This window comes from Rubinisphaera margarita, assembly GCF_022267515.1.
In the GTDB taxonomy this organism is placed as follows: domain Bacteria; phylum Planctomycetota; class Planctomycetia; order Planctomycetales; family Planctomycetaceae; genus Rubinisphaera; species Rubinisphaera margarita.
Map to the genome: position 1 here is coordinate 156,814 of NZ_JAKFGB010000014.1, position 25,078 is coordinate 181,891.

Annotated in this window: 19 protein-coding genes; 10 read left to right on the forward strand and 9 right to left on the reverse strand. The window is 58.1% G+C overall.

What is annotated here, in order from left to right:
• Positions 1 to 51: 51 nt before the first annotated feature.
• Entirely contained in the window at positions 52 to 1,059 is a 1,008-nt protein-coding gene (locus L1A08_RS13515; protein WP_238756968.1) for a threonine ammonia-lyase, read from the reverse strand.
• A 55-nt stretch (positions 1,060 to 1,114) separates the two neighbouring features.
• Between L1A08_RS13515 and L1A08_RS13520 the strand changes: the two genes are divergently transcribed.
• The 3 genes from L1A08_RS13520 to hflX all read left to right on the forward strand — a co-directional run bounded on the left by L1A08_RS13520 (position 1,115) and on the right by hflX (position 5,001).
• Positions 1,115 to 2,281, forward strand: coding sequence for a hypothetical protein (locus L1A08_RS13520; protein WP_238756969.1), 1,167 nt, complete (start codon positions 1,115 to 1,117; stop codon positions 2,279 to 2,281).
• A gap of 129 nt (positions 2,282 to 2,410) precedes the next feature.
• Positions 2,411 to 3,277, forward strand: a complete 867-nt coding sequence (locus tag L1A08_RS13525) for an endonuclease/exonuclease/phosphatase family protein (RefSeq protein ID WP_238756970.1) — start codon at positions 2,411 to 2,413, stop codon at positions 3,275 to 3,277.
• 338 nt (positions 3,278 to 3,615) lie between these two features.
• A complete protein-coding gene (gene hflX / locus L1A08_RS13530) occupies positions 3,616 to 5,001 on the forward strand; it encodes a GTPase HflX (RefSeq protein WP_238756971.1) in 1,386 nt (461 codons plus the stop codon).
• 144 nt (positions 5,002 to 5,145) lie between these two features.
• On the opposite strand, the gene L1A08_RS13535 is transcribed toward hflX, so the two are convergent.
• The 5 genes from L1A08_RS13535 to L1A08_RS13555 all read right to left on the reverse strand — a co-directional run bounded on the left by L1A08_RS13535 (position 5,146) and on the right by L1A08_RS13555 (position 13,662).
• Positions 5,146 to 7,284, reverse strand: coding sequence for a hypothetical protein (locus L1A08_RS13535; protein WP_238756972.1), 2,139 nt, complete (start codon positions 7,282 to 7,284; stop codon positions 5,146 to 5,148).
• A 70-nt stretch (positions 7,285 to 7,354) separates the two neighbouring features.
• Positions 7,355 to 8,893 (reverse strand): hypothetical protein, encoded by a 1,539-nt coding sequence (locus tag L1A08_RS13540; RefSeq protein WP_238756973.1) that lies wholly within the window; start codon positions 8,891 to 8,893, stop codon positions 7,355 to 7,357.
• Between the two features lie 70 nt (positions 8,894 to 8,963).
• Positions 8,964 to 11,093 carry a type IV pilus assembly protein PilM gene (gene pilM, locus L1A08_RS13545; RefSeq protein ID WP_238756974.1) on the reverse strand — a complete coding sequence of 710 codons (2,130 nt, stop codon included), beginning with the start codon at positions 11,091 to 11,093 and terminating at the stop codon, positions 8,964 to 8,966.
• Between the two features lie 378 nt (positions 11,094 to 11,471).
• A complete protein-coding gene (locus L1A08_RS13550) occupies positions 11,472 to 12,563 on the reverse strand; it encodes a thiamine phosphate synthase (protein WP_238756975.1) in 1,092 nt (363 codons plus the stop codon).
• 178 nt (positions 12,564 to 12,741) lie between these two features.
• Positions 12,742 to 13,662: an alpha/beta hydrolase gene (locus tag L1A08_RS13555; protein ID WP_238756976.1), complete on the reverse strand. Its 921-nt coding sequence runs from the start codon at positions 13,660 to 13,662 to the stop codon at positions 12,742 to 12,744.
• Positions 13,663 to 14,123: 461 nt separating this feature from the next.
• On the opposite strand from L1A08_RS13555, the gene L1A08_RS13560 reads away from it, so the two are divergent.
• Together L1A08_RS13560 and L1A08_RS13565 are read left to right on the forward strand one after the other, a co-directional pair.
• The gene (locus L1A08_RS13560; protein ID WP_238756977.1) at positions 14,124 to 15,614 is read left to right on the forward strand and encodes a hypothetical protein; all 1,491 of its coding nucleotides are present in this window, start codon (positions 14,124 to 14,126) and stop codon (positions 15,612 to 15,614) included.
• 220 nt (positions 15,615 to 15,834) lie between these two features.
• Positions 15,835 to 16,797, forward strand: a complete 963-nt coding sequence (locus L1A08_RS13565; RefSeq protein ID WP_238756978.1) for a sugar phosphate isomerase/epimerase family protein — start codon at positions 15,835 to 15,837, stop codon at positions 16,795 to 16,797.
• A 66-nt stretch (positions 16,798 to 16,863) separates the two neighbouring features.
• On the opposite strand, the gene L1A08_RS13570 is transcribed toward L1A08_RS13565, so the two are convergent.
• Complete coding sequence (locus L1A08_RS13570; protein ID WP_238756979.1) at positions 16,864 to 17,514, reverse strand: hypothetical protein; 651 nt, start codon at positions 17,512 to 17,514, stop codon at positions 16,864 to 16,866.
• A gap of 187 nt (positions 17,515 to 17,701) precedes the next feature.
• On the opposite strand from L1A08_RS13570, the gene L1A08_RS13575 reads away from it, so the two are divergent.
• Positions 17,702 to 18,610: an SAM-dependent methyltransferase gene (locus L1A08_RS13575; protein ID WP_238756980.1), complete on the forward strand. Its 909-nt coding sequence runs from the start codon at positions 17,702 to 17,704 to the stop codon at positions 18,608 to 18,610.
• Positions 18,611 to 18,617: 7 nt separating this feature from the next.
• Here the strand turns inward: L1A08_RS13575 and L1A08_RS13580 are convergent, their stop codons facing one another.
• Positions 18,618 to 19,652, reverse strand: a complete 1,035-nt coding sequence (locus L1A08_RS13580; RefSeq protein ID WP_238756981.1) for a WD40 repeat domain-containing protein — start codon at positions 19,650 to 19,652, stop codon at positions 18,618 to 18,620.
• An 18-nt stretch (positions 19,653 to 19,670) separates the two neighbouring features.
• Entirely contained in the window at positions 19,671 to 20,162 is a 492-nt protein-coding gene (locus L1A08_RS13585) for a MarR family winged helix-turn-helix transcriptional regulator (protein ID WP_238756982.1), read from the reverse strand.
• Positions 20,163 to 20,483: 321 nt separating this feature from the next.
• On the opposite strand from L1A08_RS13585, the gene L1A08_RS13590 reads away from it, so the two are divergent.
• The 4 genes from L1A08_RS13590 (at position 20,484) to L1A08_RS13610 (ending at position 25,007) form a co-directional block, all read left to right on the forward strand.
• The gene (locus tag L1A08_RS13590; protein WP_238756983.1) at positions 20,484 to 22,481 is read left to right on the forward strand and encodes a DUF2079 domain-containing protein; all 1,998 of its coding nucleotides are present in this window, start codon (positions 20,484 to 20,486) and stop codon (positions 22,479 to 22,481) included.
• Between the two features lie 260 nt (positions 22,482 to 22,741).
• Positions 22,742 to 23,488, forward strand: coding sequence for a DeoR/GlpR family DNA-binding transcription regulator (locus L1A08_RS13600; RefSeq protein ID WP_315860593.1), 747 nt, complete (start codon positions 22,742 to 22,744; stop codon positions 23,486 to 23,488).
• A 341-nt stretch (positions 23,489 to 23,829) separates the two neighbouring features.
• Entirely contained in the window at positions 23,830 to 24,540 is a 711-nt protein-coding gene (gene pduL, locus L1A08_RS13605; protein WP_238756984.1) for a PduL/EutD family phosphate acyltransferase, read from the forward strand.
• Positions 24,541 to 24,704: 164 nt separating this feature from the next.
• Positions 24,705 to 25,007: a BMC domain-containing protein gene (locus L1A08_RS13610; RefSeq protein WP_315860585.1), complete on the forward strand. Its 303-nt coding sequence runs from the start codon at positions 24,705 to 24,707 to the stop codon at positions 25,005 to 25,007.
• Positions 25,008 to 25,078 lie beyond the last annotated feature (71 nt).

Below are 25,078 nucleotides of genomic sequence, written 5' to 3' on the forward strand. Positions count from 1 at the left end.
GGTAAACTTCCGGATCATCCCTATTGCCTTCATCGATGGAATCGAGTGGTCTCACGCTTCCCCGATCCATCCTCGAAACGCCTCTTCATCGACATTTCTCCCGCTGATGACCAGCACCACATCTCCGTCACCTTCCAGCGACATCTTCCCCTTCAACGCGGCGGCAACGGCGATCGCTCCGGAGGGTTCGGTTCTCAGGCCATGGGCTTCATAGAGCCAGCGCATCGCCTGGCAGGTTTCTTCGTCGGGAACGGCGCAGGCGGTGGTCACGTGCTGCTTGAGAATGGGCCAGTTGTATTCGCCGACGTCGTAAGAGAGCAGGCCGTCGCAGATGCTTTTCGGGCGATCGAGCCGGACGCGCTTCCCGGCTGCGAGAGAGCGGTTGAAATCGTCGGCTTCCGAGGGTTCGACGCCGATGATGGCTGCATCGGGGCAGCCGTCGGCAATCGCCAGAGCCAGACCGGCCATGAGTCCACCGCCGCTGACCGGGCAGAGGAAGTGCGACAGTGTTCGTTCCTGTCGCCGCAATTCGTCGACGATCTCCAGGCCGCCGACGCCATTGCCGGCGATGACGTAAGGATCGTCGTACGGCGAGGCCTGAATCGCCTGTTCTTCCTCGGCGATCTGCCGCGTCAGCCGGTCCCGCTCGCCGGTTTCATGATCGGTGGCGATGTTATACGTGCGGACCTCGGCTCCAAAGGATCGAGTCCGATCGAACTTCACTTTGGGAGCCGTATCGGGCATCACGACGATGACCCGCTTGCCATATCGCGAGCCGGCGAACGAAATTCCCGATGCGAAGTTCCCCGAGGAATGAGCCGCGACAGGCCGGTCGCCAATCCGCTCCGCATTTGCCGCCATCCAGTTCAGGGCTCCCATCAACTTGAACGATCCGACTGGTGTCCAGCCATAATCCTTCAGCCAGACCCGCCGGCCCGGCGACAGCCCCAACTCCTGCTCCAGCCGCCACGAACGAACGAGCGGCACCGGCGAAAGATGACGCCGGAGAACGGGGAGAGCCGCATGAACATCGGCAATCGTGGGCGGTTGAATCGACATTGCAGGGACCTCGCCGTGGAGATTCGCAGGGATAGTTTCGGCAGGAGAGCGGCTGGTGTATCTTGTACAAGCAGACGGCTTGCCACAAGCGATGGATGCGAAAGTGGCCGCCTCGCTGCTCGTTGCTTGTTCTTCTCCCGTGGAGTTCTCCATGCCGGAACAGATTGTCATCACGCGCACGGTTCCGAGGCCTCCCGCCGCGGTGAAAGATCTGAAAAAGGTCGTCAAACTGCTCGAGCAGGCCTATTCGAAGCAGGTGAGTGCGGTGGAGGGAATGTTCTCCATTGGAAAGGCGAAGCACGCCGGTCACGAAGATCCGCTATACCGGACCTACAAAACCGCTCCCCCTGATCTGGCCCCCTATCTGCTGCATCGATCGATCATCCTGGGGCGTTCCATCATCCTGAACGACACTGACATCGAATCATGCCTTATGACGCTACAGAATGCGTCCCGTTTCGCAATTCATCGTACTGTGAAGATTGGCATTCCCTGTTCTCATCCCTTCAATGTGAACCTGTCCGCTGTCGCTCTTTCCGATGACCGATATCAATTTTCGGTGAAGTGTCTCCCGTTTCAGGAGGATATTCCAGACTTCTGGCCTCTCAAAGAACATCCCGAATTCTGGACGATCCTGGCGACGTGGTGCAACTCCGTGCTCTGGCCCGCCCTTGGAATTGGTCGCGATATCGAAACCTCGACTGTTGTCACCCGAGAAGGGCCGCGATTGAAGCATGAGTCCAGCGAACGGTTTCGCACGCACTCCGCGGCACAGCTTCATGGAACACCTTACGGCGATTTCGCGTTACTGGTTCCGGACTTCGCCCAGGCACGGAAGTTTTTCGACGCCGCGTCGGCGACAGGTGAAGTTCAACACGAAGGCCTTGGTGTTGAGTTTGATGAGAAGTCGACGTACATGACAAATCAGCGAATGCTTGTCGCCCATGGGCAAGAATGGTCATCACGAGCGCTCGTCACGTTCATGAAGTCACACGATCCTTTCTCCCGTCCGAAACGAATCTCGGCCGACCATCCACTTCACTGGACCGTTTCTTCGTCCCTGTACGGGGCCGAGTCATTCCTGAATATCGTGCATGCGAAGAGCGAAAGCTATCTGGAGTTCTGTTCGAATCTGCCAGCTGAGACCGTGGACAGTCTCTGGACTGCGGCTGGGGAGTCTGCAGAAACGTGGACCGATTCCCCGCATAAACGTTGGAATTGAGGTGAAATCTTCGTGGGCGTCAACATGAATGACGATCGCCGGTTCGGTTCAAAGAATAATCGAAGGCGACCAGGATCGTTCAGAAGCCCGTTCGTATTCATTATAAATGCACCAGCTAAGGAGCCTCCCATGAATCTCTCTCGACGTCAGTTTTGCACTGCTCTCGGAGCAGCCGGAATCTCTGCGGCAACGCTGCCCGTCTTCGGGATGGAAGTGGCGCCGCAGTCACTGCGGGTGATCGCTTACAACATCTATGCTTGCAAAGGCTGGCCCGCAGATCGGCCGCTGGCGAAGAGAGCCGTAAATCAGGGTCAGATGGCGCGGCGGCTGGCGATGGAGCTGGCATTGTACGAGCCGGACATCATCAACTTTTCCGAGTCGCCCAGCGAAGAAATTACGAAGGAAATCGCCGGATATCTCGGCATGAATCACGTTCGCTTTCCGAGCGGCGGGAACTGGCCGGGCACGCTGCTCAGCAAATTCGAGATCACAGAATCCGCGAATGCTCCGCTCGGCTATGAACGGCCAAAGGATCTGTTTACCCGACACTGGGGACGCGGCGTGGTGCAGCTGCCGGATGGCGAGCCGTTGATTGTCCACTCGGCGCATCTCTATCCCGTGGCCGATCCAACCGTGCGGCTCAAAGAGATTCCCGCCATGCTGAAGTCGATGAAGCCTGATCTCGACGCCGGGCGTTCGATGCTGCTGATCGGCGATCTGAATCACGGGCCGGACACCGAAGAGTACAAACTCTGGACCGATGCCGGCTGGGTCGATACCTTCGCCAAAGTGGGAGCCGGAAAAGGGCTGACGATCAAAGCCGATCGCCCAGAGTATCGAATCGACTACGTGATGGCCGCCGGACCGATCGCAAAACGGATCCGCGAATCGCGTCCGTTGTTTGAAGGAAACTTCCGCGTGAACGTCGACGATCCGGAATCGTTTGCGTTGAGCGATCATCTGCCGCAGCTGGCAGTGTTTGATGGCAGGGAGTGAGCCCGCAGCGAATCACTGTAGAGCGAATCACTGCCGTTGAAAGTCCGCTCGACCGGGTGGTTCTGCAATCTGAAAGATCAGGTCGGCGGCAAGGAACCGCGAACCTGCGACTGTTCTCCGTGTCTCTCGTTCCACTACAAGAACCCCGGATCACTCACCGTCTGTCCAGAGGAGATTCATTCCCGATGATTCCGCTCGTCTAAATTTCCCGGTCGCGAATTGTCCCGGTCAGTTCCGGGCATACAATGGGAGTTGGAGTTCGGCGTTCGCATGAGCCGGGCTCTTCGTCCGTTGGAGCGTTTCCTGATGAATTGCGAGCATCCCTGAAGGGAGTGAATTTGAGTCAACCACTACGGGACACGTTAAAAGTCCAGGCCCGCCGAGCTGTGCTTGTAGGGCTGTTTGAACCTGGTATTTCCGCCGCTCAGAAAGAACACGCTCTGGATGAGTTGGCCGGCCTGGCGGAAACGGCTGGCTGCGAGATTGTTGGACGCCTGATCCAATTGCGGGATTCTCCCGATCCGGCGACTTTCCTCGGCAAGGGGAAGATCGAAGAGCTGCGGCTGCTCATGGAGCGGAATGACGCCGAGCTGGCCATCTTCGACAACAGCCTTTCGCCGTCGCAGGGCAAGAACATTGAGTCAGCCGTCAAGTCGATTGTGGTCGACCGCAGCGAAGTGATTCTCGATATCTTCGCCACGCATGCGCGAACGTACGAGGCCAAGCTGCAGGTCGAACTGGCTCAGCTGCTTTACATGCGTCCGCGACTGAAGCGGATGTGGACCCACCTTGAGCGTATTGAGGGGGGGATCGGCAGCGGGCGTGGTCCGGGGGAAAAGCAGCTCGAACTCGACCGCCGAATGCTCGACAAGCGGGTTTCGGAACTGCGGAAGAAACTGGAAAGCGTCGAGAAACGTCGCGAACGGCTCGTCGCCTCCCGCAACGAGCACTTCACCGTTTCACTCGTCGGCTACACCAACGCCGGCAAAAGCACGCTGATGCAGGCCCTGACCGGTTCCGAGGTTTACATCGCCAACCAGCTGTTTGCCACGCTCGATACCAAGACGCGACGGTGGAGCATCCCCAAATGGGGCGACATCCTCCTGAGCGATACGGTCGGGTTCGTGCGGGACCTGCCTCACCACCTGGTGGCCTCCTTCAAGTCGACTCTCGAAGAAGCGCTGCAGGCCGATCTGCTGCTGCATGTCGTCGATGCGAGTAATCCAGACGCGATGAAGCACATCGAGACCGTCGAATCCGTGCTCGAAGAAATTGGAGCCGGCAAGAAACGGACCATTCTCGTGCTCAACAAAGTCGACCGGGTTCCTGGTCACGAACAGTTCTTCGGCGATACCGACGGACATCCGACCGAGCCGATTGAAGATCGCAGCTGGTACGACATCGTTCGTCACAAGTTCCGCGATGCGATCAGCGTGAGTGCTGTGACCGGAGAAGGACTGACGGCATTGCGGCAGGCGGTCATTGACGAGCTGAGCCGAAAGTTCAGCACGGTCGACATCACGGCTTCCGTTTCCGATGGAAAGCTGCCCGCCATTCTCGGACGGCTGACCGAGATCGAGAAGACGACCTACACGGATTCCGAAGCGGTGTTCCGCTGCCGGCTGCCCGATGGCGTTATCGATCGACTCGAACGCGAGCACCAGATTCAGGTGAACCGGATCAACGATCTGGCGGAAACGTACTCGCATCCTTCGGATCAATAACGCGAGCGGTTTCCGTTTGCTTTCTCAGAACCTGTCGTCTCATTAAATAAAGACGCCCGGCCAGACCAGCCGGGCGTCTTTTATTTTCACTCAACAGTCGCCGAGGAGATCACGATCCCCTCAGTCCACTGGGGTTGCTGTGGCTTACGGCATGGATGACGACGACCCGCCGGTGGCTCCACCCCGTCGACTTGGATTACGACGACGGCCACGGAGTCGGGAGGCACCGGCGTCCATTTCCATCATCATCTCCATCTCGTAATCCATGCCCGAACCTTCGCCGAGCAGAGCATCAAGTTCGCTGCCCGAGCTCCGCTTTGTGGCGGCGTCTTTGATCTTGTCGAACGGTCCCTTTTCAGCCACGTAGTAGTCCTCATAGGACTTCTTCGTGCCGCCCGTCGAGTACGGATCGAGCACATTCAGCTTGCCATCAGCATCGACCACGAGAACTTCGGCCGTGACGCCAACGTCTCCACGAGTCAGCGTATTTGGCAGTTTGAGGTCTCCATGGAGATTGTAATCGAGCTTGTCGAGCACGAGGGCGTCGACCATGAGGTCGTCGGTCTGGAAGACCACGCTCTCCTGTTCGTATTTCAGCTCAGCTGGCCGAAGGACATGAGTCTTTGCCGTGCCGCCGATGAAATCTCCGGGTTCCATGGTCAGGTTGCTCTTGATCATCGTGCCCGACTCGTACCACTGGAAGACGGTCATGTCGGCCATCTCGTTGTTGATACCTCGTGGCGGCGAGACACGGGACACGAAGTAGGCGTAATCGGGTGACACGGTGGCCACGTTACTCGGCTCGCTGATCGGAGTCTCGCGAATCTGTCCCATGGCAACCGAAGGTTCGACCACCTGGTCGATTGGCTGATCGAAGTTCGGATTTCGCAGGACGAGACTGACGCGATACCGGTATGCCTTGCCGGCTTCCAGATCGAAGTCGATGTAACGGAACAGGACCAGGTTGCCGGCTGCGGTGACTTGAGCCTTGATCTTTTCAATCAGCTTATTGCGAACTTCCGCGGTCGTTCCCTTGAACTCTTCATCGAAGGTCTTGGTCAGCTGGCGGGCATCGGTATTCATCAGGTAATCCTGCTGCAGCTGGGTCACGTCCACCTGCACCCGATTGAAGCCCTTGGCTGTAGCGAGCTGTTTGATCTTCTGATTCTTCTGGGCCATTTCGTCCAGAATCTTGCGGTTCAGTGCCTGTTCGGCTTCGATTTCCTCCGGCGAAAGTTCGAAGTTCTTTACGCTGGGATGGTTCACCTTGTTCCGCCAGACTCCGATCAGACGAGCCGGGAGAGGCATCGTAATCACGGGATTGCGAACGCCGGACGAAACCACATCGGGGTCGAAGTCAACCGTCTGATTGAGATAATCCAGGGCGACATCGACATCGACCGGTTCCCACTCGCTGTCCCAGGGGCCCTTCGATGAATCCGCCTTCTGACGTTCAAGTTTGAAGTCGAGGAATTCGACGAGCCGCTCGGCTTCGGTTTCCGGGATGCTCAATGCTCGACTGTAGTTGACCACCTGTTTACGGAGGTTGAAGATACCGCGGACAGAGATGTAACGGACGGGAACACCCTTCACATTGGATGGCAGCCCCATGCCCATTCCGGACTCTTCGCCGCTGTAGTCTTCCATGATCATGTCATCGTAAGAATCATTGACCGTATATTCTTCGTAGTACCCACCGGCTCCATAAGGATTCTCTTCGCCCAGCATTCCCTCTCCCATCTGAGGAGCGATGGACGTTCGATCGGCTACGTCGTCGAGACCAAGGTCATCGGGAGCGTCGGGGGTGACCGGAGCATCTGCGACCGCGGTTTCTTCGGTCGACATTTCTTCTTCCGGCACGAGCGGATCGGTGCTTTGCGCCAGAATGGTGCGGCCCGATTCAGCAATCACATTGGCGACGGCGACGAACTCGGGCTCACGTCGCGGATCGTCCCGCCCGGTCGGGTTAAACATCACTTCGGTCCCCAGGGCGTACGGCCCCGGATTGATTCCAGCCAGCATCTGGTTGACTTCTTCGTCAACTTCGACCGGCGGGAACTTAGCCTTCTCTTCTTCCGTCCACACCGACGTCGCGATCATCCGCTCCGCCTGCTGAAGACTCTGGTCCAGTTCCCCGGGGGTTCGCTGGAAGGTCGACCACTGCGTTCCGACAAGGGTCAGCAGAACGAAGAGGCAGACCAGGCCGAAAATCAGCTTTTCGGTGTGCTTCAGGAAGAAGCGCTTCATGTTGTCGCCTGAGAATGCTGCTTTCATATTCGCCATCTTGATCGACTCCCTAAGATCTGAGTCGCCTGTCTATCGAGTTCAGTGAACCGTGGGAATGCCTGTTCGATTATTCGAGTGCCGGAGCTTCCAGTTCCGGCGTTTCCAGTTCTGGAGTCTCAGTCGCCGGGGCGGCTGGTGCAGGTGTTTCGTCGGGAGCCTCCAGGGACAGATCGTCGAGCGGAACCTCAGGGGTTTCAAGGCCGGGCTCTTCCGGAGCGTCCATTTCCGGGGCTTCGAGATCATCGATCGGCGGAAGCGGAACGTCCTCGCCCGTTGCCGGGGCCTCGGTCGTGCCGACTGGATCGGCAAGATCGGTCGCCGCCGGGGCTGCTGCCGGCGTCGCGGGAGCAGCCTGTGTCGTCACGGCTGGCGGTTCAACTGGATTGTAGATGAAGATCATCCCACTGATGGCGACATTCGCCAGCGAGGGCCCCGCAGTGGCTGCCTTCGCAAGAGCAAGGTTCTCCGGCGTGCCACCCACGAGACCGGGAGCAGCCCCTCCGCCGTCGTAGCCCGAACCGCCATCGTTATAGAGCGATGGGTCCTCGGTCATCTCGCCGGCAAACGGATTCCCGCCGGAGCTGTATTCATTCTGAAAGCCGCCCGGGTTACCGAGCAGCGCACTGGCGGCAGCCGACTGTGCCATCTGCACACGGACAATGGAAACCGGCCAGTCGCCGTTGGTCAGTTTGACCAGAAGTTCCGGCAGCCGCTGATGTTCAATCACCGCTTCCATGTAGAAGCCCCGCTTCTTGAAAACGGTGCCATCTTCGTAATTGATATATCGCCCCTGTTCGACTCCGAACTCGTCGGACGGATCGAACGCGGCTGTCGTCGGAGCAGCCATGCCTTCCCCGAACGCCTGATCCATTCCCGGGTCTATTCCCAGGTCGGAGTACTCATCCATGCCGTATTCGTCACTCATACCGTATTCATCGGTAGCGACCGGTTCGGCGTCTGGATAGTTGCCTTCACCCCCCACGAGGTTGAGCACACTGACTTTCCGTACCAGCGAATCGACCAGGGTATTGGCATCAGAATTGGCTGAGCGAATCGACTTGAGCAGAGACTGCAGCAGCCATAAATCTTCCTGGGCTTCCCACACTTCTTCAGTTGTCGGCGGCAGGTCTCCGAAGGTCACTCTGGGAAGAACAGCTTCCGGGAAAACCACGGTGCCCTTGCCGGTCACGGGATCGAAGGGGTCGACTGTCTTCCACAGATTGGTGACATCAATCTGGTAACCGTTCCGGTAGATGACGCGGGCCTTGGAAGGAATCTCGCCCATGTAGCTGGTGGGACGCAGATCGCGACTGATCCGGTTCGGCCAGGTCATCATCTTTTCCTGACGTCGCCAGAGATCGTACTTCTCCTGCGCGTTCTTCTCTTCGGTCACTTCGGCGATCTTGTTCACGCCGACACTCCACGATTCGTTCGGCTGCGGTCCGTTGGGAACCTGCTGAAACGCCGTCTCAATCTCGGAGATCTTCTGTTCGCGTTCCGTGTTGAACTGCCCAACGGCAGGCCACCACCCGACCAGCGGCAGAATCAGGACGATGCCGCAGACGATCCAGAAGTGATGTTCAATAACCGGCTTTAACTTATCCATAGCTGGACTCTTCGGTTGTCAAAAGACGTTTCAGAAACTCTTGAATGTTACAACTGACGTGGACGGCTCGTCAGGTCGCTTCGGGATCAGCCCCATCTTCGCCGCTGCCCTCTGCATCCGCCGGGGCCAGCGGGTCGGCTTCGAGTCGTTCCTCTTCCGGAATCGGCTTCCAGATGAACTCAATCTGGAACAGGGTCTGATGGACTTCCCGCAGGTCCATTGGACGTGCACCCGGCTGGACCTGACCATCTTCATAGCCCAGTCCCGTCTCCGGCAGACTGCCTTCGTCCATCGGCTGATCGAATGTGTTTTGCGGATTCGACCGGGGATCAATCACGTTGATTCGAGGCTTCTCCCGGAAATTCTTGCTCCGCTGCTGCAGATTCACGATCTGCTGTTTCGCCATCGTGATCACCGGGTTGGAGATGCCCATCCGACGGACGTCGACCCGAGGGCCGTCTTCCTGCTGGTAGGTCCACGCCTGCAATGCGGGAATGACCCGGTCGACCAGGTAGTTGATTCCCTGATCGGTTTCCGGTTTATCGGGAATATGGTGATAGTGCTCCCCGTTGAGGGTCACGATATAGCCTTCCCCTTCCGGAGCCGGCAACGGCTGCAACCCCGCTGATGCGGCTGCCTCGTGGCTGAGGTCGATGTAGTGAGAACTGAGCCCCTCGTACCAGCCGGCCAGATCGTCCGAGTTCTCCATCGTGATCGCTTTGATCAGGACGCGGTTGCGGTATTCGATGTTGTCCTCGTCCAGTGCCGCTCCGATGTCTCGCGGCAGGCATTCGCTGATCGACTTGTAGAACTCAAGCCAGATCGTGTCCTTCATGCCGTCGACCAGGGTGGCTCCCACGGCTTTGGCGGAGTTGTACCGTCCGGTCGCCGAATCATAGCCACTCTTGTAACCGCTCCAGGTCTGCTGAAGTTGCTGGGACTGCGAAAGAGTTTGATCCCACGGTTCGGTGTGAACGGTCCGCCACGCATTGGCTGTTCCGATGGTCGACAGAGCCAGCCCGGTTAACAACGTCGCAGCTGTAATGGCGGCCCACGGCTTCTTCCGTCGAATCTCCCGAGCGCGGGCAATCTCGGGCGGAAGCAGTGTCGTTTCCGCTGTCGAGAGTCCCATTGCCTGCACGGCCAGGCCGTAGGCGACGGTGAATGTCATGATGTTGTCGCGGAACAGCTGCGCTTCCAGAACAGACGTCCCGACGAGCTGCTTGAACTCATCGGCCCGGACAACTGGCAGCTCGAGGTTCTGCTCCAGAAACTTCTGCAGACCGGCCATGCGGAAGCCATTCCCACAGCCGACGACTTTGTTGATTTCGCCACCCTTGGAGACGCTGCTCCAGTAGCCCAGCGAACGCTGCACTTCCGAGAGATAGTCGTTGAAGACCGGTTTGAGAGCCTGGAAGACAGCCTTCGGGTCCGGCGACTTGGTCGCATTGCACTTCAGGTGCTCGGCCTTGGCGAAGGTTAGTTTCATTTCCTTCGTCAGAGCCCGAGTGAAATGATTACCGCCGATCGGAATGTTGCGGATCCAGATCTTTTCGCCGTTGGTGACCATAATGGTCGACTGATCGGCTCCCATGTCGAGCACAGCGGTATGCTCGTCGGCAGCCGGAGTTCCATCTCCATCGGGGCGAATCCCCAGCTGATCAAACGACAAATACGAGAACAGCGCCAATGGCGCCATCTGCATCAGTTCGATTTCAATCTTGTTGTTCTGGAACGGACGCAGCTGATGCATGACCTGGTCACGCTTCATGGCGAAGATGCCGACCTCGGCGTCGATCATGAAGCCGCCAGCCTCATCGCCGCCCCCCATCTGCTGGTAGTCCCAGATGACGTCTTCCAGCGGGAAGGGGATCTGCTGCTTGGCTTCGTACTTAACGATTTCCTTGACCTTGCCGGCTTCGACCGGAGGCAGCTGGATAAATCGGGCCAGCGAGGTCTGAGCCGGCAGACCGACCGCGATGATGTCTCCCTCCAGCTTGTTGCGGGAGAGGAACTTGGTGATTGCTTCGTTGATCAGCTCATCGGGAATCGCGTCCGGCTGGCTGAGAATCTTGGCGTGGGGGATGTAATCGAAACCGACGGCAACAACCTGGTGGGCGGCCTCGGCGTAACGGAGCTTGATCGCCTTCAAGCCCGCCTGACCGATCTCAATTCCCCAGACAGCTCGCGTTTCAGGCATAATGTTCCTCAACTCTTTTCAGCGAATGCGACCGCATGACAGCGGTACCACGGAATGATGATATCCCGCTCGATGTGCAGTGTTTTGATTGTTCGTGATCAGCTTCAGGATTAAGGACCAGTCGTTGAACATCGCAATAGGAGACAGGAAAAGGAACGATGTTTCGTGATCCAGACCCGGAATCGGCCCGTGTCGATTATACGTTGCAATAAACGCAACGTAAACAAATTAGCGGACTTCGATCCATCGATTTCCCAACCCATGATGTATCTTGCCGTTGCTGATCCGGACTGAGCAAGTCCGATCTGGAGGGGAACTCCGAACTCGCAGCCGAAAAATCGGGATCCGCAGCACAACTGTTCCCTTTCGTCCAACCCTTTAGACGTTGTCGGCCATCGAATTGTTCCCGGCCAGCAGAAGATTTCTCATTTTCTCGACCGTCCCCCGCAAATTCACCGACTGGCTCAGCACCTGGCAAACCGCCACCCGTGTCGCGCCCGCTTCCACAGCCTGAGGCAGCGTTTCCAGATGGATTCCCCCAATAGCGAACCACGGGAGTTCGATTTTCGTGGCCTGCTGCACGAAAGCCGGACCCGCGAACTGATCAAAGGTTTTGGTCCCGGAGACGAAAACGGGGCCCACTCCCAGATAATCGGCTCCCTCTGCGACCGCGGCCCGGGCCTGTTCGAGATCGTGGGTCGAAACCCCAATCAGCCGGTCGGCTCCCAGCAACTGCCGCACTTCACGTGGCGGCAGCTCTTCCTGCCCGACGTGCACTCCGTCGGCCTCAGAGAGCAGGGCGATATCGGGCCGATCGTTCATAATGAACAGCGTCTCGGTTCCAGCCGTAATCTCCCGGACCCAGCGGGCCCGCTTGAGCAGCTCGCCATCATCCAGCGATTTCTCCCGCAGCTGGATCACATCCACCCCCGCGGCGACCGCTTCGCGAGCCGTATCCTGCCAGTTTCGGGCACACGTTTTTTCCGTCAGCAGAAAGTAAATCGAAGCCTTCGCCAGCAACTCGTGCCGCCGGTTCCAGAGCAGCACGCTCTGTTCGATCGAGTAAAAGCGATACCGCAGCTGCTCGATCTGAGCCGAGACGGCTGGCGAAATCAATTTGGAGAATTCCTCCAGCGTCCGCAGTGATTCCTCCACCCGCTTGCAGTTGGCGGCAATCACATCCTGCAGCGTCGACCGGGATCGCTCTGCCGAAGTTGAAATCGTCGTCCCGACATCCCCCGGGGTATCGCGACTGGCGACCAGCTGCCAGGCGTCGAGCTGGCTCCAGGCGGACTGGAAATCGTGCCGCAACTGCTTCAGCTGACCGCTGATGCGGGGATCGTTCCGCTGAAACCGCACGAAGTCCTCGACGACCCGCAGACCCTCGCGCAGACGATTGGCGGCGGCATCGAGAATCCGCCAGATGGCCCGCTCGTCGACGGAAGACCGGGATGGAGAGACATCAGACATGGAAGACTTCTACGTCGCGGTGAATCACCGCAGTTAATCAGTTGACACGATTTCGGAAGGCAAGAGGCCCCCGCTAAGAAACAGCAATCCTAACCCGAAGCGTGAGCGAGGGAGATGGACGTCGCTGGAACAATCGGCCCTCGCTGACGCTTCGGGTTGGGATCGCAGCAGTCCTCGGCTACTTGATGGCTCCCGCATTCCGGAGATTCTCGGCGTGAAACTTCAGCAGGACCAGGCCTTCATTCTCGTAGATTCCCTTCGCGCTGTGCGGCACGTCGGGGACGATCAGCTTTTCGAAGGGGATATCGAGCTCTTCCAGCAGATCCATGTATTCGAGGTTGGCTTCGTAGTTGAAGTCTTTGGTGCCGACGTGCACGAGGATTCGCGGCAGTTCTTTGGAACCTTTCGCAGCTTCCCGGGCCAGATCCCAGGTGTTGTCGCCCGGGCCGAACTGCAGTTTCGGATTCTCAAAGCCATCGTTCTCGCTGATCCGCTTCTCGGTCGCATATCCCGACCCGCCGGGAGCAGCCGAGACGAACAACTCCGGATGCCGGAACATGATGCGTGTCGTGCCGCGGCCGCCCTGCGAAAAGCCTTCAATTCCGCGACCTTCCCGCTTCGCCACAGTGCGGTAGGTGGCATCGATATGAGGAATGAGTTCCTTCACAAAGACGTCGGCTCCCTGAGCTTCCGGACGATTCGGCATGTTGTAATGGCTGACCGGGCCGCCGTTGACGAAGACGTAAATCATCGGCGGGATCGTGCCGGCGGAGATGTGCTCATCGATGATCGAGACCAGCTGAATCGACTTGGTTTCCGACCCGGGCCGCCCGCCATGCAGGTAGTAAATGACCGGAAAACGAGCGTCTTTCGCCTGCTGATACGCTTCGGGCAGATAAATACAGTAGCCGACCTCCTGATTCATTGACGGGCTCGTGAACGTGTGATGTTCGAGCCGCTTGTGCTGCAGGCGGGTCGGAATCGGATTCACCCAGCTGAACTCCTTGCTCGCAGCTGGCTTCGTCGACTGAGCCGCAGCCGAAAATGGAGTTGCGAGCAGAAGTCCGAAGAACACCAGACAGTAAAGCGAGCGAAGCATGGCGAAGGCCTGTCGATAAGGGGAAAGGGGCAAACGTCCGGAATCGATGTGTGGAAAGGGTGAGTGCCACTGGCTCCGCCAGTGCGATTACAGGCTTTGACACTTATGGACCAGCACTGGCGGAGCCAGTGCCACCCAAGAAGGATCATCCCTATCGCTGATGCACCCGATGATCCGTTAACGCCCTGTTCTCACACAGTCATTAAGAGTGTCGCAGAACGCGGAAACAGCCGCAATCGAGTCTGAGGATCGCGGCAAACTTGCCTCCTTTTCCCGGTTTGACGATACTGGGGTCTTTAACGGCTCGTCCGAGTAATCCTGTTTTCCGAAGACGGGGTGCTTTTTCGGACCTTCCGGCCAGGAGTCGTCGGGATCCAGATAGTTCCGAAGCCTGCAGCCGTGGCAATTTACGCGCGGGCCGATGAGGCCACGGCGTTCAGATATTCTTGCGGAAGCGAATCATGAAGATCTCCCAGTTGATGGAGCACCATGGCATCACGTCCAACCCCTTCTCTCAGGAGGATGCCAGTACCGACCATGTCTTCGCCGATCACTGTGTGAATGGCGTTCATCACCCCGGTTGGGACAAGATCTACGGGCATCCCGATCATCCCTCCACGTCGGTCGTTTTCGGCGAGAAGGGAAGCGGGAAGACGGCTCTGCGGATGCAGATGCGGAATGAACTGCGCTCTCACAACCGCACGACGCCCCGCGAGCGGTCGTTCATCATCGAGTACGACGACTTCAATCCGTTTCTCGATAACTTCCGCGAACGCATGCTCGGCCGGAACCGGCAGCCGGAAAAGATGCTGAAGAAGTGGCGGCTGTGGGACCACATGGACGCGATCCTGGTCATTGGCGTCACCAAAATGGTCGACCGCGTTCTGAATTACAAAACCGAAACCGATGCCGCGGTCGCGATCTCCGAAGAGCAGCTGACGAACCTGACCCGCAACGAAAAGCGAGATCTTCTGCTTCTCGCCGCGTTTTACGACCGCTCATTTGAGGAATCGCCGCTGATCCGCTGGTCGGCCCTTCGTCGCAAGCTGAAGTACAACAACGTCGGCAGCTGGAAGCTTCTGGCCGCGGGCATCCTCGGCACGGCCGTCGTTCTGGGAGTCGCCTTCTGGCAGCAGCTGTTTACCAACTACTTCTGGTGGGTGATGGTCGCACTTCTGCTCGTCTGGCTGCCGCAGCTGTGGAAGCTGTTCCGTCTCGCCTGGAGTTCCTGGGATGTCGCCCGGCAGATTCGCGTGATCGATCGACTGCCGAACTCTCTGCGAAAGATTCTGGGCCGCTTCCCGAGCCAGGAACTGATCGGCCAGCCGATCCCGAGCCGCAATCGCAGCGACGACCGCTACGAACTGCTCGCCAAGTTTCAGTCGGTCCTGAAGACGCTTGGCTTCAATCACATCGTCGTGCTGATGGACCGGGTCGATGAGCCGCATCTGATCAATGGTTCGGCCGAACGGATGAAGGATCTTGTCTGGCCGATGTTCGACAACAAGTTTCTCAAGCATCCCGGCTTCGGCTTCAAGATGCTCCTCCCGGCCGACATGGCTCCTTATCTGCAGAAACAGGGTCGCGACTTCTACGAACGCAGCCGGCTCGACAAGCAGAACCTGATTCTGTCACTCGCGTGGAGCGGTCAGGCATTGTACGACATGACCAACGACCGCCTGAAAGCCTGCTCGGAAGATCCGAACAATCCGGTCGTGATTCCGAAGCTGTTCGATGAGAGTGTTTCAAAGGACATGCTCATCGACACGTTCGGCAAACTGCGGGTCCCTCGCCATCTGTTCAAGTTTCTGCACCGCCTGATGCTTGATCACTGCAGCAAATACACTGATGATGATCCGAACTGGCAGATCGGTCGCGAAACGATCCAGACGACTCTCGCGCTGTACTCGCGAGACCTGGAGGCCTTCGACCGGGGAGCCGGTACACTGTAGTGGAGATGCCACACGCATTCCCCCTCACCCTAACCCTCTCCCCCAACGGGGGCGAGGGAACTTGATGGGTCGCCCGTGTTGTTGGAAACCAACGAACGTATCTCCAAATTACCGGGACACGGCTGTGCCTGTCCCCGCCTGCGGATGTTGCTGACTCCACCCGATTCACCCCCACCAGACGCGGGCAAATGCCTGTCCTGTTGATGAAAGCGAAGTTCGCATGAGCCTGATCTCTCGTCGCGGTTTTCTCTCTACCGGTCTTGCAGCCACGGCCGCAGCCGGGCTGACTCACGGCTCCAGCGTGCTCGCGAAGAACGCCGAAGCGAAGTCCTCCGAGGTGCCGAAGTTTCGCTATTCCTTCAATACGAGCTGCGTCCGCAAAGCCAAACGTCCGCTGCCAGAACTGATTGACCTCGTTGCCGACGCCGGCTACGACGGAATCGAACCGTGGATCAGCGAGATTGAAACCTACACGAAGTCGGGGGGAACACTTTCCGATCTCCGTAAGCGGCTCGATGATCATGGTCTGCAGGTCGAATCGGCCATCGGCTTCCCGCGCTGGGGCGTCAATGACGAGACCGATCGCAAAGCCGGCTTCGAGCAGGCCAAACGCGAGATGGACATGCTGCAACAACTCGGCAGCAAACGCATCGCCGCGCCGCCGGCCGGGATCAATCGTGGAGATTATCCTGTCATCGATCTCGATGCCCTCGCCGAACGCTACGCGGCTCTGCTCGATCTGGGCGTCTCGATGGACGTCATCCCGCAGCTCGAAATCTGGGGGTCAAGCAAGAATCTCTCGAAGCTGCCGCAGGCGGCTTATGTCGCCATGGCGGCCAATCATCCCCAGGCCGCCATCCTGCCCGACATCTACCATCTGTATCGCGGCGGCTCCGACTTCAATTCGCTTCGGCTGCTCTCCTGCGAAGCGATCAACATCTTCCACGTCAACGACTATCCGCTGTCGATCCCGCGGGAAGAGATGAAAGACTCCGATCGCGTTTACCCCGGCGACGGCGATGCTCCGATGAAGGCGATCCTGCAGGCCCTGCACAGCACCGGGTTCGCCGGGGTGCTTTCGCTCGAACTCTTCAACGAGACCTACTTCGCTCAGCCGCCGGTGGAAGTGATCAAGACCGGCCTGGCAAAAATGAAGGCCAGTGTCGAGCAGGCATTTGCCTAGAGCATTCGCATACTTCACCGGCAGTCGCATTCTGAATTTGCTCGAGAACGCGGCTCAAACCCGTTGCTAGTACACGCAGCCGTTGCAGATCAATAGCTGCTGCAACACAACGCGGTGCGTGCATTCGCGGCTGGCGATATTGAAGTGACTGATGCGCCGAGCCGGCAGGTCCGTGGTACTGAGCTCGTTATTGGTCATCACCGTGGCGGGACTGCTGGCATCGACCGGCACGCCGCGAAATGCGGGGAAACAGTCTCTCACTCCCCGCTCCTCATACAGGTTGTAGCAGTAGCGAACGTTCTCGGGCACCTGATTCTTTTTGAAGGTGGCTTCGATCAGAACCAGACAATCGACGGTAATGCCCTGTTCCTGCAGCTTTTCGCAGAGAACGAGCGCCGCATCGGCCCCCAGGCTGTAAGCCACTACGCTCACCTGGCAGCGGGTATTTTCACGGCAATAGCAGGCGATTTCGTCCGCACTCCGAATGGCGCTGAGGGGATTATGGATCGAGGTCGTCATTCCATTCGCCATGATCGCCTCGGCCAGATGATCCACATTGGGCCAATAGCCGACGACGCCTTTCACCATCACCACGTGGCGTCCCGGACAGGGCGGCGCGAAGTAATCGTTCGCCTTCAGACCACTCGACATCGTGGTCAGTCCAATCGCCAGAACCATAAATAGCGAGAGAATCCGGCCAGTTGGTTTAATCGTCATAGTTTTTCGTCCGGGACCCTGAACCCTACAAATCGAGCAACTTCTTTCCTCTCCAATCGACACTCCCCTGAACTGGCGATTAGGCTCAACGATGAATGGACTGCATCACTCGGTCTTTCCCATCGGTCTTATCGGGTGTAGCGATTTCCCCTGCTGTTCGACTTCTAACTATGCAGATGGTGCCGATATGCCCGTTTCGCCGCCCGTGTATGAACATCCTCCGCTGCCGCGGCGAATCTCGATGCGAACCATCGGCTGGATCCGCACGAACCTCGTGCCGGTGTCGGTGATGAAGCGTCGCATGAATTCCAGCAGCAGCCCGCTGATTCAGGAGTTCATGCAGAACCCGGGCGGCTGGCGAGCGATGGAAATCATCTACGAAAACGCCCGGCCGAAAAGTCTCTGGGACTGGTACGTGCTTCGTGGACTCCCTCTGAGTATCGAAGCCCGCAATCGACGGCGATACTTCGTGCATACTCTCAGTAGGTGGATGCAGGAGAAGGCTGCGGCCCGACCTTTGCGAATGCTGATTCTCGGGTCCGGACCGGCTCTCGATGTGCTCGAAGCGATGCAGTCCCAGAATGGCCCGTTCGACGTCGATGCCGTTGACCTTGATGAAGGAGCCGTCATCCGAGGTCGCGAGGAAGCTTCGCGGCTGGAGCTCAGCGATCAGATCACCTTTCATCACGGCGACGTTCGATCGGCTCTGGGCGAACTGGCCGGCAAGTCCTATGAGATCATTTCATTAATCGGACTGGCGGAGTATTTAAGCGATGAAGAGCTGACCGACGTGTTGCAGGAATTATCGGAACATGCCGCCTCGGGATGTCGGATCATCACTCACGCGTACGAAGACACGTTTCATTCCGAATCGACGCTGAGCAGAATGTTCGGCATCCGGATTCATTCGCGAACGGCAGTTCACATTTCGCGAATGCTCAATGATACCGGGTTCTCCGTGCAGGAGATTGAGGCGACTCCGCTGGGAATCTACCCGATGATTCTCGCCTCTCCGATGATTGAGCCGGCGTCGATACCGGTCCCCGAATCGCTGCCGGTCGAGCGGGCGACAACCAATCGCGTGAGTCCTCGATAACGGCGAATCACTCGGCCTGATCGGCAGGGGCTTTTTCCAGGGTCGATAAATCCCAGAGAATCGCCGCTTCATCCTGACCGCCGGAGGCCATCCACTGGTTGTCCGGCGAGACCGCAACTGAAGTGACCTTGCCAGCGTGGGGTTCGACTTTCATCAGAATGCCGCCACTGCTGAGCTCCCAGAGAATGAGCTCGTTCTTCTCTTTGAATCGCCCGCCGCTACCGGAAACCACCAGGCCCCGCTTCGGCAAATAGGCAATGCAGTTCACGGGCCGCGAGTGCCCCTTGAAGATGCCGGTCTGCTTCTTCTGCTCGACGTCGGTCGCAATGATCATTTCGTCGTACGAGCCGGACAGAACAAGCGGGCTGTCCGGAACCACAGCGACCGCGATCGCGGCCGACTTGTGAATCGTATAATCCTGCTTGAGCTTCAGCGCCTCCAGTTCGACGACGGCGACCGTGCCGGGGCGGGTTACGCGGGTGTCGTCGCCCAGAGCCAGCAGCACCTGACCGGCTGGCTGATCGAGCGCCAGTTCCATCACCGGCTCATCAAACTCCTGTTTCGCGGCGACAGCCCACTGGCCGTCTTTCAGTTCCCAGCGGGCGACCGTGCCATCGTCGGAGCAGCTGACTATCCCCGTCTCGGAGACGAATGCCGCCCCCGTAACCTGACCGCGATGATGCTTGAGCGTATGGACGGTATCCCCCGTCTCGGGATCGATCAGCAGGATGGCCTGATAGACTCCGGCGAGAATCAGCTTTGAGTCCGGAGAATAATCCACCGCGGTGATGTCGCCGCGCAGCTTCTCAATGGTTCGGGTGATCTCTTTCGCAGAGATGTCGACAATCGAGACCTGACCGTAACCACCAATCAACAGCTGTTGACTGTCTGTGCTGAAGGCGAGTGAGGCGACCGAGCCGCCGGCGTCGTCGAATTTCGAGACCGGTTGCGGTAACTGAGCGTGCAACGGGGCAGGAGTCGCTAAGAGCGCGGCGAAGAGCAGCGTGATCCACGTCAGTTCTGAGATGCGAAGACGTTCCATCGAGGCCCTCCTTCGAGACTACGGTCGCGGGGTGCGGGTCGGAGCCAGAGTTTCGTCGAAGTCGACTCTGGTATCTTCCAGGCTTTCCGAGCGATGCTCTTCCTCGGTCTGCTGCTGTCTGTTGTGATACAGATCGCGGGGCAGGTGACCAAATTCTGTGCAGTCGCGAGCGAGATTATCGCGGATCTTTTCGCAGGTGCTCTCGAGTTGAGACAGCTCGGCTTCGCTGAGATTTAGAATCGCGCGGTCTTTCACCCGTTCGCAGCACGCCTGCATATCATGCCAGATGCGTTCGGCTTTCCTGCTCGGGCTGATGAGCTTTCTTCGGCGATCTTCGCTGCAGTACTTTCGCACCAGCAGACCGTCTCGCTCCATGCGAGAGAGAATTCCGGCCAGGGTTTGTGCTTCCAGCCCCATCTTTTCCGCCAGATCCGACTGAGGCTGCTCGCCATCGGCATTCAGATGCCGAAGCACTTCCCACTGACGGAACGTCACGCTCTGCTGAGCCAACTCGCATTCGAGCGCTTGACGAAACGCGTGGGCCGTACTGACAATCCAGGAGCCGACGCCAACGCAGACCTGGTTTGATTTGGTCTGAGTGATAGATTTGCGGTCTGACAACGAAAACACCTCAGCTCGGGGACACTGATCAATTCCTGCATACCTGAAATCAGGGAAGAACTGATCAGGCCGACTCGCTTCTAGACGGACAGACTTCGCAGCTGTCCCGGTTTCCCGCCGGCAGAATTCTTTTTTGTGATCGACTTCATGAATGATACCCACTCCTTAGACGAGAGAAAAGAAGTTCCGTCGCGACTCCCTGTATTTCAGGTGATTGCAGCTCTCCTTGTGGCCCTGCTGCTTGCCAATTCGCTACAGATTATCGCGGAAACACCAGCTTTGCGGGGCTCGTTCTTCAGTCCGACAGCCGGGCAATGGGGAGCCGAGCAACTTCTGGCGGGCGAATGGTCCGATCTCGGCGACGGCTCCCACTCGCTGCGGGTCTCATTTCTCGCCTGCCTGATCTGGTCCCTCGTTGCGATGGCCATCCCGGCTGGCGTGCTGATCGTCCGCAAACAGTTCGCCCGTCTGCCACGACTGCTCATCTGGTTCGGGATCTCTGGATTGTGGGGACTCCTGTGGGTCATCGCGCTGGTCGGGCAGTTCCTGGGACTGGCCACTTTGCTGCAGGCGACCGTACCGTTCTGGATTGCGCTGACAATGTCCGGCTGCCTCTATGAAATCGCGACAGCCCTGTTCCCTCTACAGGTAAACGATGACGAGACCGGGAAGCCGAATCGCCGGGTGCCGCTCGCAGTGCTCCTCTTTATGGGGATCTACGTCCTGATTTATACTTCCATGAACTGGGGACTCTGGTTCAACCTTCGGCTGCCGCACGGCGACTCGGCCATGTACGAGGAACACCTCTGGAATGTGCTGCACGGCAAAGGATTCCGCAGTTATCTCGATCAGGGACTCTTCTGGGGCGAGCACATTCAGTTCGTGCATCTGTTTTTGCTCCCCCTGTATGCCCTCTGGCCGTCTCAGTTGTTTATGGAGCTGAGCGAATCGCTCGCTCTGGCGTCGGGAGCGATTCCCGTTTACTGGCTCGCTCTGCGTTCGGGTGGCAACCGGCGGGCGGCTCTTCTGTTGAGTGCCGCGTATCTCTGCTATTTCCCGATGCAGTTTCTCGATATCGCGATCGACCTGAAGACGTTCCGTCCGATCGCCTTCGGCATCCCGCTGGTCCTCTTCGCACTCGATCAGCTTGAGCGGAAACATTACGGCTGGGCGGCGTTGCTGCTCGCGTTGTCGCTCACCTGTAAAGAGGACTACGCCATCGTCGTCTTTTCGATCGGGCTTGCGCTGCTGGCGATGTCGGTTCGCGATCAACCCTGGAAATTGAGGACGGCGGCCAGTCGATTCGGCCTCGCCTGCGTGATCATCGGGCCGGTTTATCTGCTGGCGGCGTTGAAGGCGATTCGCTGGTTCCGCAGTGGCGTCGAGGTTCATTACGCCGGCTACTTCTCGAAATTCGGCTCCTCGACCTCTGAAATCATCTGGACCATGGCGACTAATCCGCTGTTGCTCATCCAGGAACTGGCGACGGTTAACACGTTGAACTATGCCCTGGCGATTCTGCTGCCGGTCGCGTTTCTGCCGCTGCGTTCTCCCGCTCGTCTGCTGAGTTGCCTGCCCATGTTCGTGCTGCTCTGCCTGAATGAGCTCGCCCAGGATCCCCGGCATCACTTTCATGCGCCACTCGTCCCGCTCCTGTTCTGGGCGGCAGCCGGCGGTTTGATCAATGGCGGATGGACGTTCCGCAAGACGAGCAAAAACGAAGAGACGCAACCAGTCGATACCAGCCTCGCAACTCAGCGGGCCCGGTTCGCTTTCTGCTGCAGCCTCGGGACGGCGATCTGGTTTTCGATGTCGCCGCTCGGCGTCGCCTTCTGGGATACCGGCTCGCAATGGCACTGGCGGACGCTGTATGTCCCGGACAAGCGAGCCGAGATGTGGTCGCGGGTGGAAGGAACGATTCCGAAGTCAGCCCGGGTCGCGTCGACCGATTTCGTTCATCCGCGTTTTACGCATCACGAGCGTTCTTACGATTACAGCGACTACAAGCGCCGCGTCGCCGGCAATACGACCAATGTTCCCGAGGACACGGAATATATTGTGATCGACACCCGGCATCCCTACAGCGAAATCCGCTCGCCGGAACAGATCCGCGAGTTGCAGGAGTCGCCGGAGGAGTGGGATCTGCTCGACGATCCCACAGACGGCTATTTCCTCGTTCTGAGGCGCAGATCGCAGCCCGGAACTTGAGGAAATTTTCGCGAGCCGGAATCGCAGACAGAGGTGGCATGCCCTGACTTCCGGCCGAATGATCCACAGGAAATGAGCCGGAATTGCCGACTTGTTCCGCATCAGCCGATCTGGTGTGCTATTTTTCCAGCATTACCTCTCCTGCGCAATCAGTTTTGATGAATTTTGCATCAACATGATCCGTTATGATTGAAAGTGACGGAAGTTGAGGGCATAATTCGGCGTTACTTGACCGATTGTGAAGGAACGAACTGGTGCTGGTGGATCAAAGACGAGCCATAATCCTTGATTTTGCTGAACGAAATGGGTTTGCCACCCTTCAGCAGCTCATGGAGGCGACGGACGCCAGTGAATCAACGATTCGAAGGGATCTGGAAGTTCTTGACAGGACGGGACAGATCCGGCGAACCCGAGGTGGGATCGCTTACAGCGGCGAATCGCTGATGACTTTTGAAGATCGAACAACCCGAGGACTATCCGAGAAGCAAAGGATTGGGAGAGCTGTCGCCGCATTGGTGCAGCCGGGAGAGTCGATTCTGCTGGACGGCGGAACGACAACGCTCGAAGTGGCTCGTCATCTGATGTCGATGCCGCTGCAGATCGTGACCAACTCGCTGCCGATCGCTCAGCTTCTCATTAACGCCCCTCAGATCGAACTGATTCTGATCGGGGGCTACCTGTATCCGAAAACGGGCGTCGCCCTGGGACCGCTGGCGGTTCAGGCGTTGAGCACGATTCGGGTGCAACGACTGATCATGAGTGTGGGAGGCATCACCGAAGAGGGGATGTTCAACAGCAATACGCTGCTGGTGGAAGCCGAGCAGAAGATGCTGGAGACAGCCGAAGAGGTCATCGTGGCAGCCGACAACGGAAAGTTCGGCCGCAATGCCCTCGCCAAAGTCTGCGAACTGAGTCGGCCTGACCGGCTGTTCGTCGACAGCTGCCTCGACCCGCACTGGCAGGAAACGATGAAGTCGGCCGGCGTGAACCTCACGCTCGTCGAATAGCGGCGGAGCCGCACGGAATGGATCAACCACGAAGGATGGCACAGAGATTGATCTCTGTGTTGAACGCCTGTCGTGAACAAGTCGAAGTTGCACGGCAACAAGAGGCTTGTCTTCAGCGTCCTTCGAGAAAACGACGTCGAATCGAGCCCAGACAGGAATGTCTGGGCCACCCTGTCGGAGTGCTTTCCCACTTCCAGGACAGGGCAATGAACCAGGGTTGGTCGTAAATCGTGTGCCACTGGCTCCGCCAGTGCATCGAAGAGCTCCCGGAGCCCCACTGGCAAAGCCAGAAGCCCACTTGAGTGGAGCTTGATCGACAGATAACTAACAAAGTGAGACAGATGACAGCAACACTTCAGCGCAACGATGTTGAGCAGATTGTCCGCCGGGTTCTGGAGTCGCAGTTGAACGGCGCTCCGAAGTCGGAAACGCCCGTCAAACCAGCCGGCCAGCCGAATCCGCTCGTCGTGAATATCTCGGCTCGGCATATTCATCTCACTCAGGAACATGTCGAGATCCTCTTCGGAGAGGGCGCGACACTGACCGAGATGAAGTCGCTCTATCAGGACGGCTACTACGCCGCCGAAGAAACACTGTCCGTCATCGGTCCTCGCCGCCGTGTCCTGAACAACGTCCGCGTGCTTGGACCGTGCCGGGATGATTCGCAGGTCGAACTCGCCTTCACCGACGGCATCTCGCTCGGCATCGATCTGCCCGTTCGCATCAGTGGCGACATCCAGGGTACTCCTGGCTGCATTCTGGTGGGTCCGAAGGGGGTCGTCGAACTGAAGCAGGGTGTTATTCGGGCCATGCGTCACGTTCACATGGGACCGGAAGACCTCGAATATTACGGCGTCAAAGACAAAGACATGATGCAGCTGCGAGTCGAATCGCCGGGCTGCACCACGGTGCTCGAAGACGTCGCCGTCCGAGCGGGCAAAGGCATCAAACTGGAAGTGCACATCGACACGGACGAAGGCAACTGCCTGAATCTGGAAGCCGCGACGAACGTCGAACTGCTCAAAGCCGAACCGTGTGGCTGTAAGCACTGATTAAAAGACGGCGTTCAACTGCAGTCTCCGCCGCACTGGCAGGGCCACCCGACACAAAAATACGAAACACAAAATCAATTCCGCACAGACGAAGATGTCTGTGTCACCGTACGAGTTTCAGGCCTCGCCTGATCAACCTTTTTTCTTTTGGGGAGTAACGAGAAATGGCAAAAACGATGGAAGCTCTGGGCATGATCGAGACCAAGGGCCTGATCTGTCTGATCGAAGCAGCTGACGCCATGATGAAGGCCGCCAACGTGCAGATGATCGGCTGGGACAAAGTCGGTAGCGGTCTGGTGACTGCTTTCGTCGTCGGCGATGTCGCCGCTGTCAAAGCCGCCATCGACGCCGGTGCCGCTGCTGCCAGCAAGATTGGTGAAGTCATCAGCGTGCAGGTCATTCCTCGTCCGCACGAAGAACTTGCCAGCGTTCTGCCGATCCGCAAGAACTCTGCTCCTGCCAAGTAAATCCGCTCACGGCACTCTTTTGAAGTTGCCGCCCGCATTCAAAGTTACAAGACAATTTATCCCCGGAGTTA

What these genes read in the sequence shown, in the direction of transcription:
- L1A08_RS13610 (WP_315860585.1), top strand. Translation starts at nt 24,705, where the DNA reads ATGGCAAAAACGATGGAAGCTCTGGGCATGATCGAGACCAAGGGCCTG.
- L1A08_RS13580 (WP_238756981.1), bottom strand. Translation starts at nt 19,652, where the DNA reads ATGGAACGTCTTCGCATCTCAGAACTGACGTGGATCACGCTGCTCTTC.
- L1A08_RS13575 (WP_238756980.1), top strand. Translation starts at nt 17,702, where the DNA reads ATGCCCGTTTCGCCGCCCGTGTATGAACATCCTCCGCTGCCGCGGCGA.
- L1A08_RS13560 (WP_238756977.1), top strand. Translation starts at nt 14,124, where the DNA reads ATGAAGATCTCCCAGTTGATGGAGCACCATGGCATCACGTCCAACCCC.
- L1A08_RS13535 (WP_238756972.1), bottom strand. Translation starts at nt 7,284, where the DNA reads ATGGCGAATATGAAAGCAGCATTCTCAGGCGACAACATGAAGCGCTTC.
- L1A08_RS13540 (WP_238756973.1), bottom strand. Translation starts at nt 8,893, where the DNA reads ATGGATAAGTTAAAGCCGGTTATTGAACATCACTTCTGGATCGTCTGC.
- L1A08_RS13515 (WP_238756968.1), bottom strand. Translation starts at nt 1,059, where the DNA reads ATGTCGATTCAACCGCCCACGATTGCCGATGTTCATGCGGCTCTCCCC.
- pilM (WP_238756974.1), bottom strand. Translation starts at nt 11,093, where the DNA reads ATGCCTGAAACGCGAGCTGTCTGGGGAATTGAGATCGGTCAGGCGGGC.
- L1A08_RS13555 (WP_238756976.1), bottom strand. Translation starts at nt 13,662, where the DNA reads ATGCTTCGCTCGCTTTACTGTCTGGTGTTCTTCGGACTTCTGCTCGCA.
- L1A08_RS13565 (WP_238756978.1), top strand. Translation starts at nt 15,835, where the DNA reads ATGAGCCTGATCTCTCGTCGCGGTTTTCTCTCTACCGGTCTTGCAGCC.
- L1A08_RS13570 (WP_238756979.1), bottom strand. Translation starts at nt 17,514, where the DNA reads ATGACGATTAAACCAACTGGCCGGATTCTCTCGCTATTTATGGTTCTG.
- L1A08_RS13550 (WP_238756975.1), bottom strand. Translation starts at nt 12,563, where the DNA reads ATGTCTGATGTCTCTCCATCCCGGTCTTCCGTCGACGAGCGGGCCATC.
- pduL (WP_238756984.1), top strand. Translation starts at nt 23,830, where the DNA reads ATGACAGCAACACTTCAGCGCAACGATGTTGAGCAGATTGTCCGCCGG.
- L1A08_RS13525 (WP_238756970.1), top strand. Translation starts at nt 2,411, where the DNA reads ATGAATCTCTCTCGACGTCAGTTTTGCACTGCTCTCGGAGCAGCCGGA.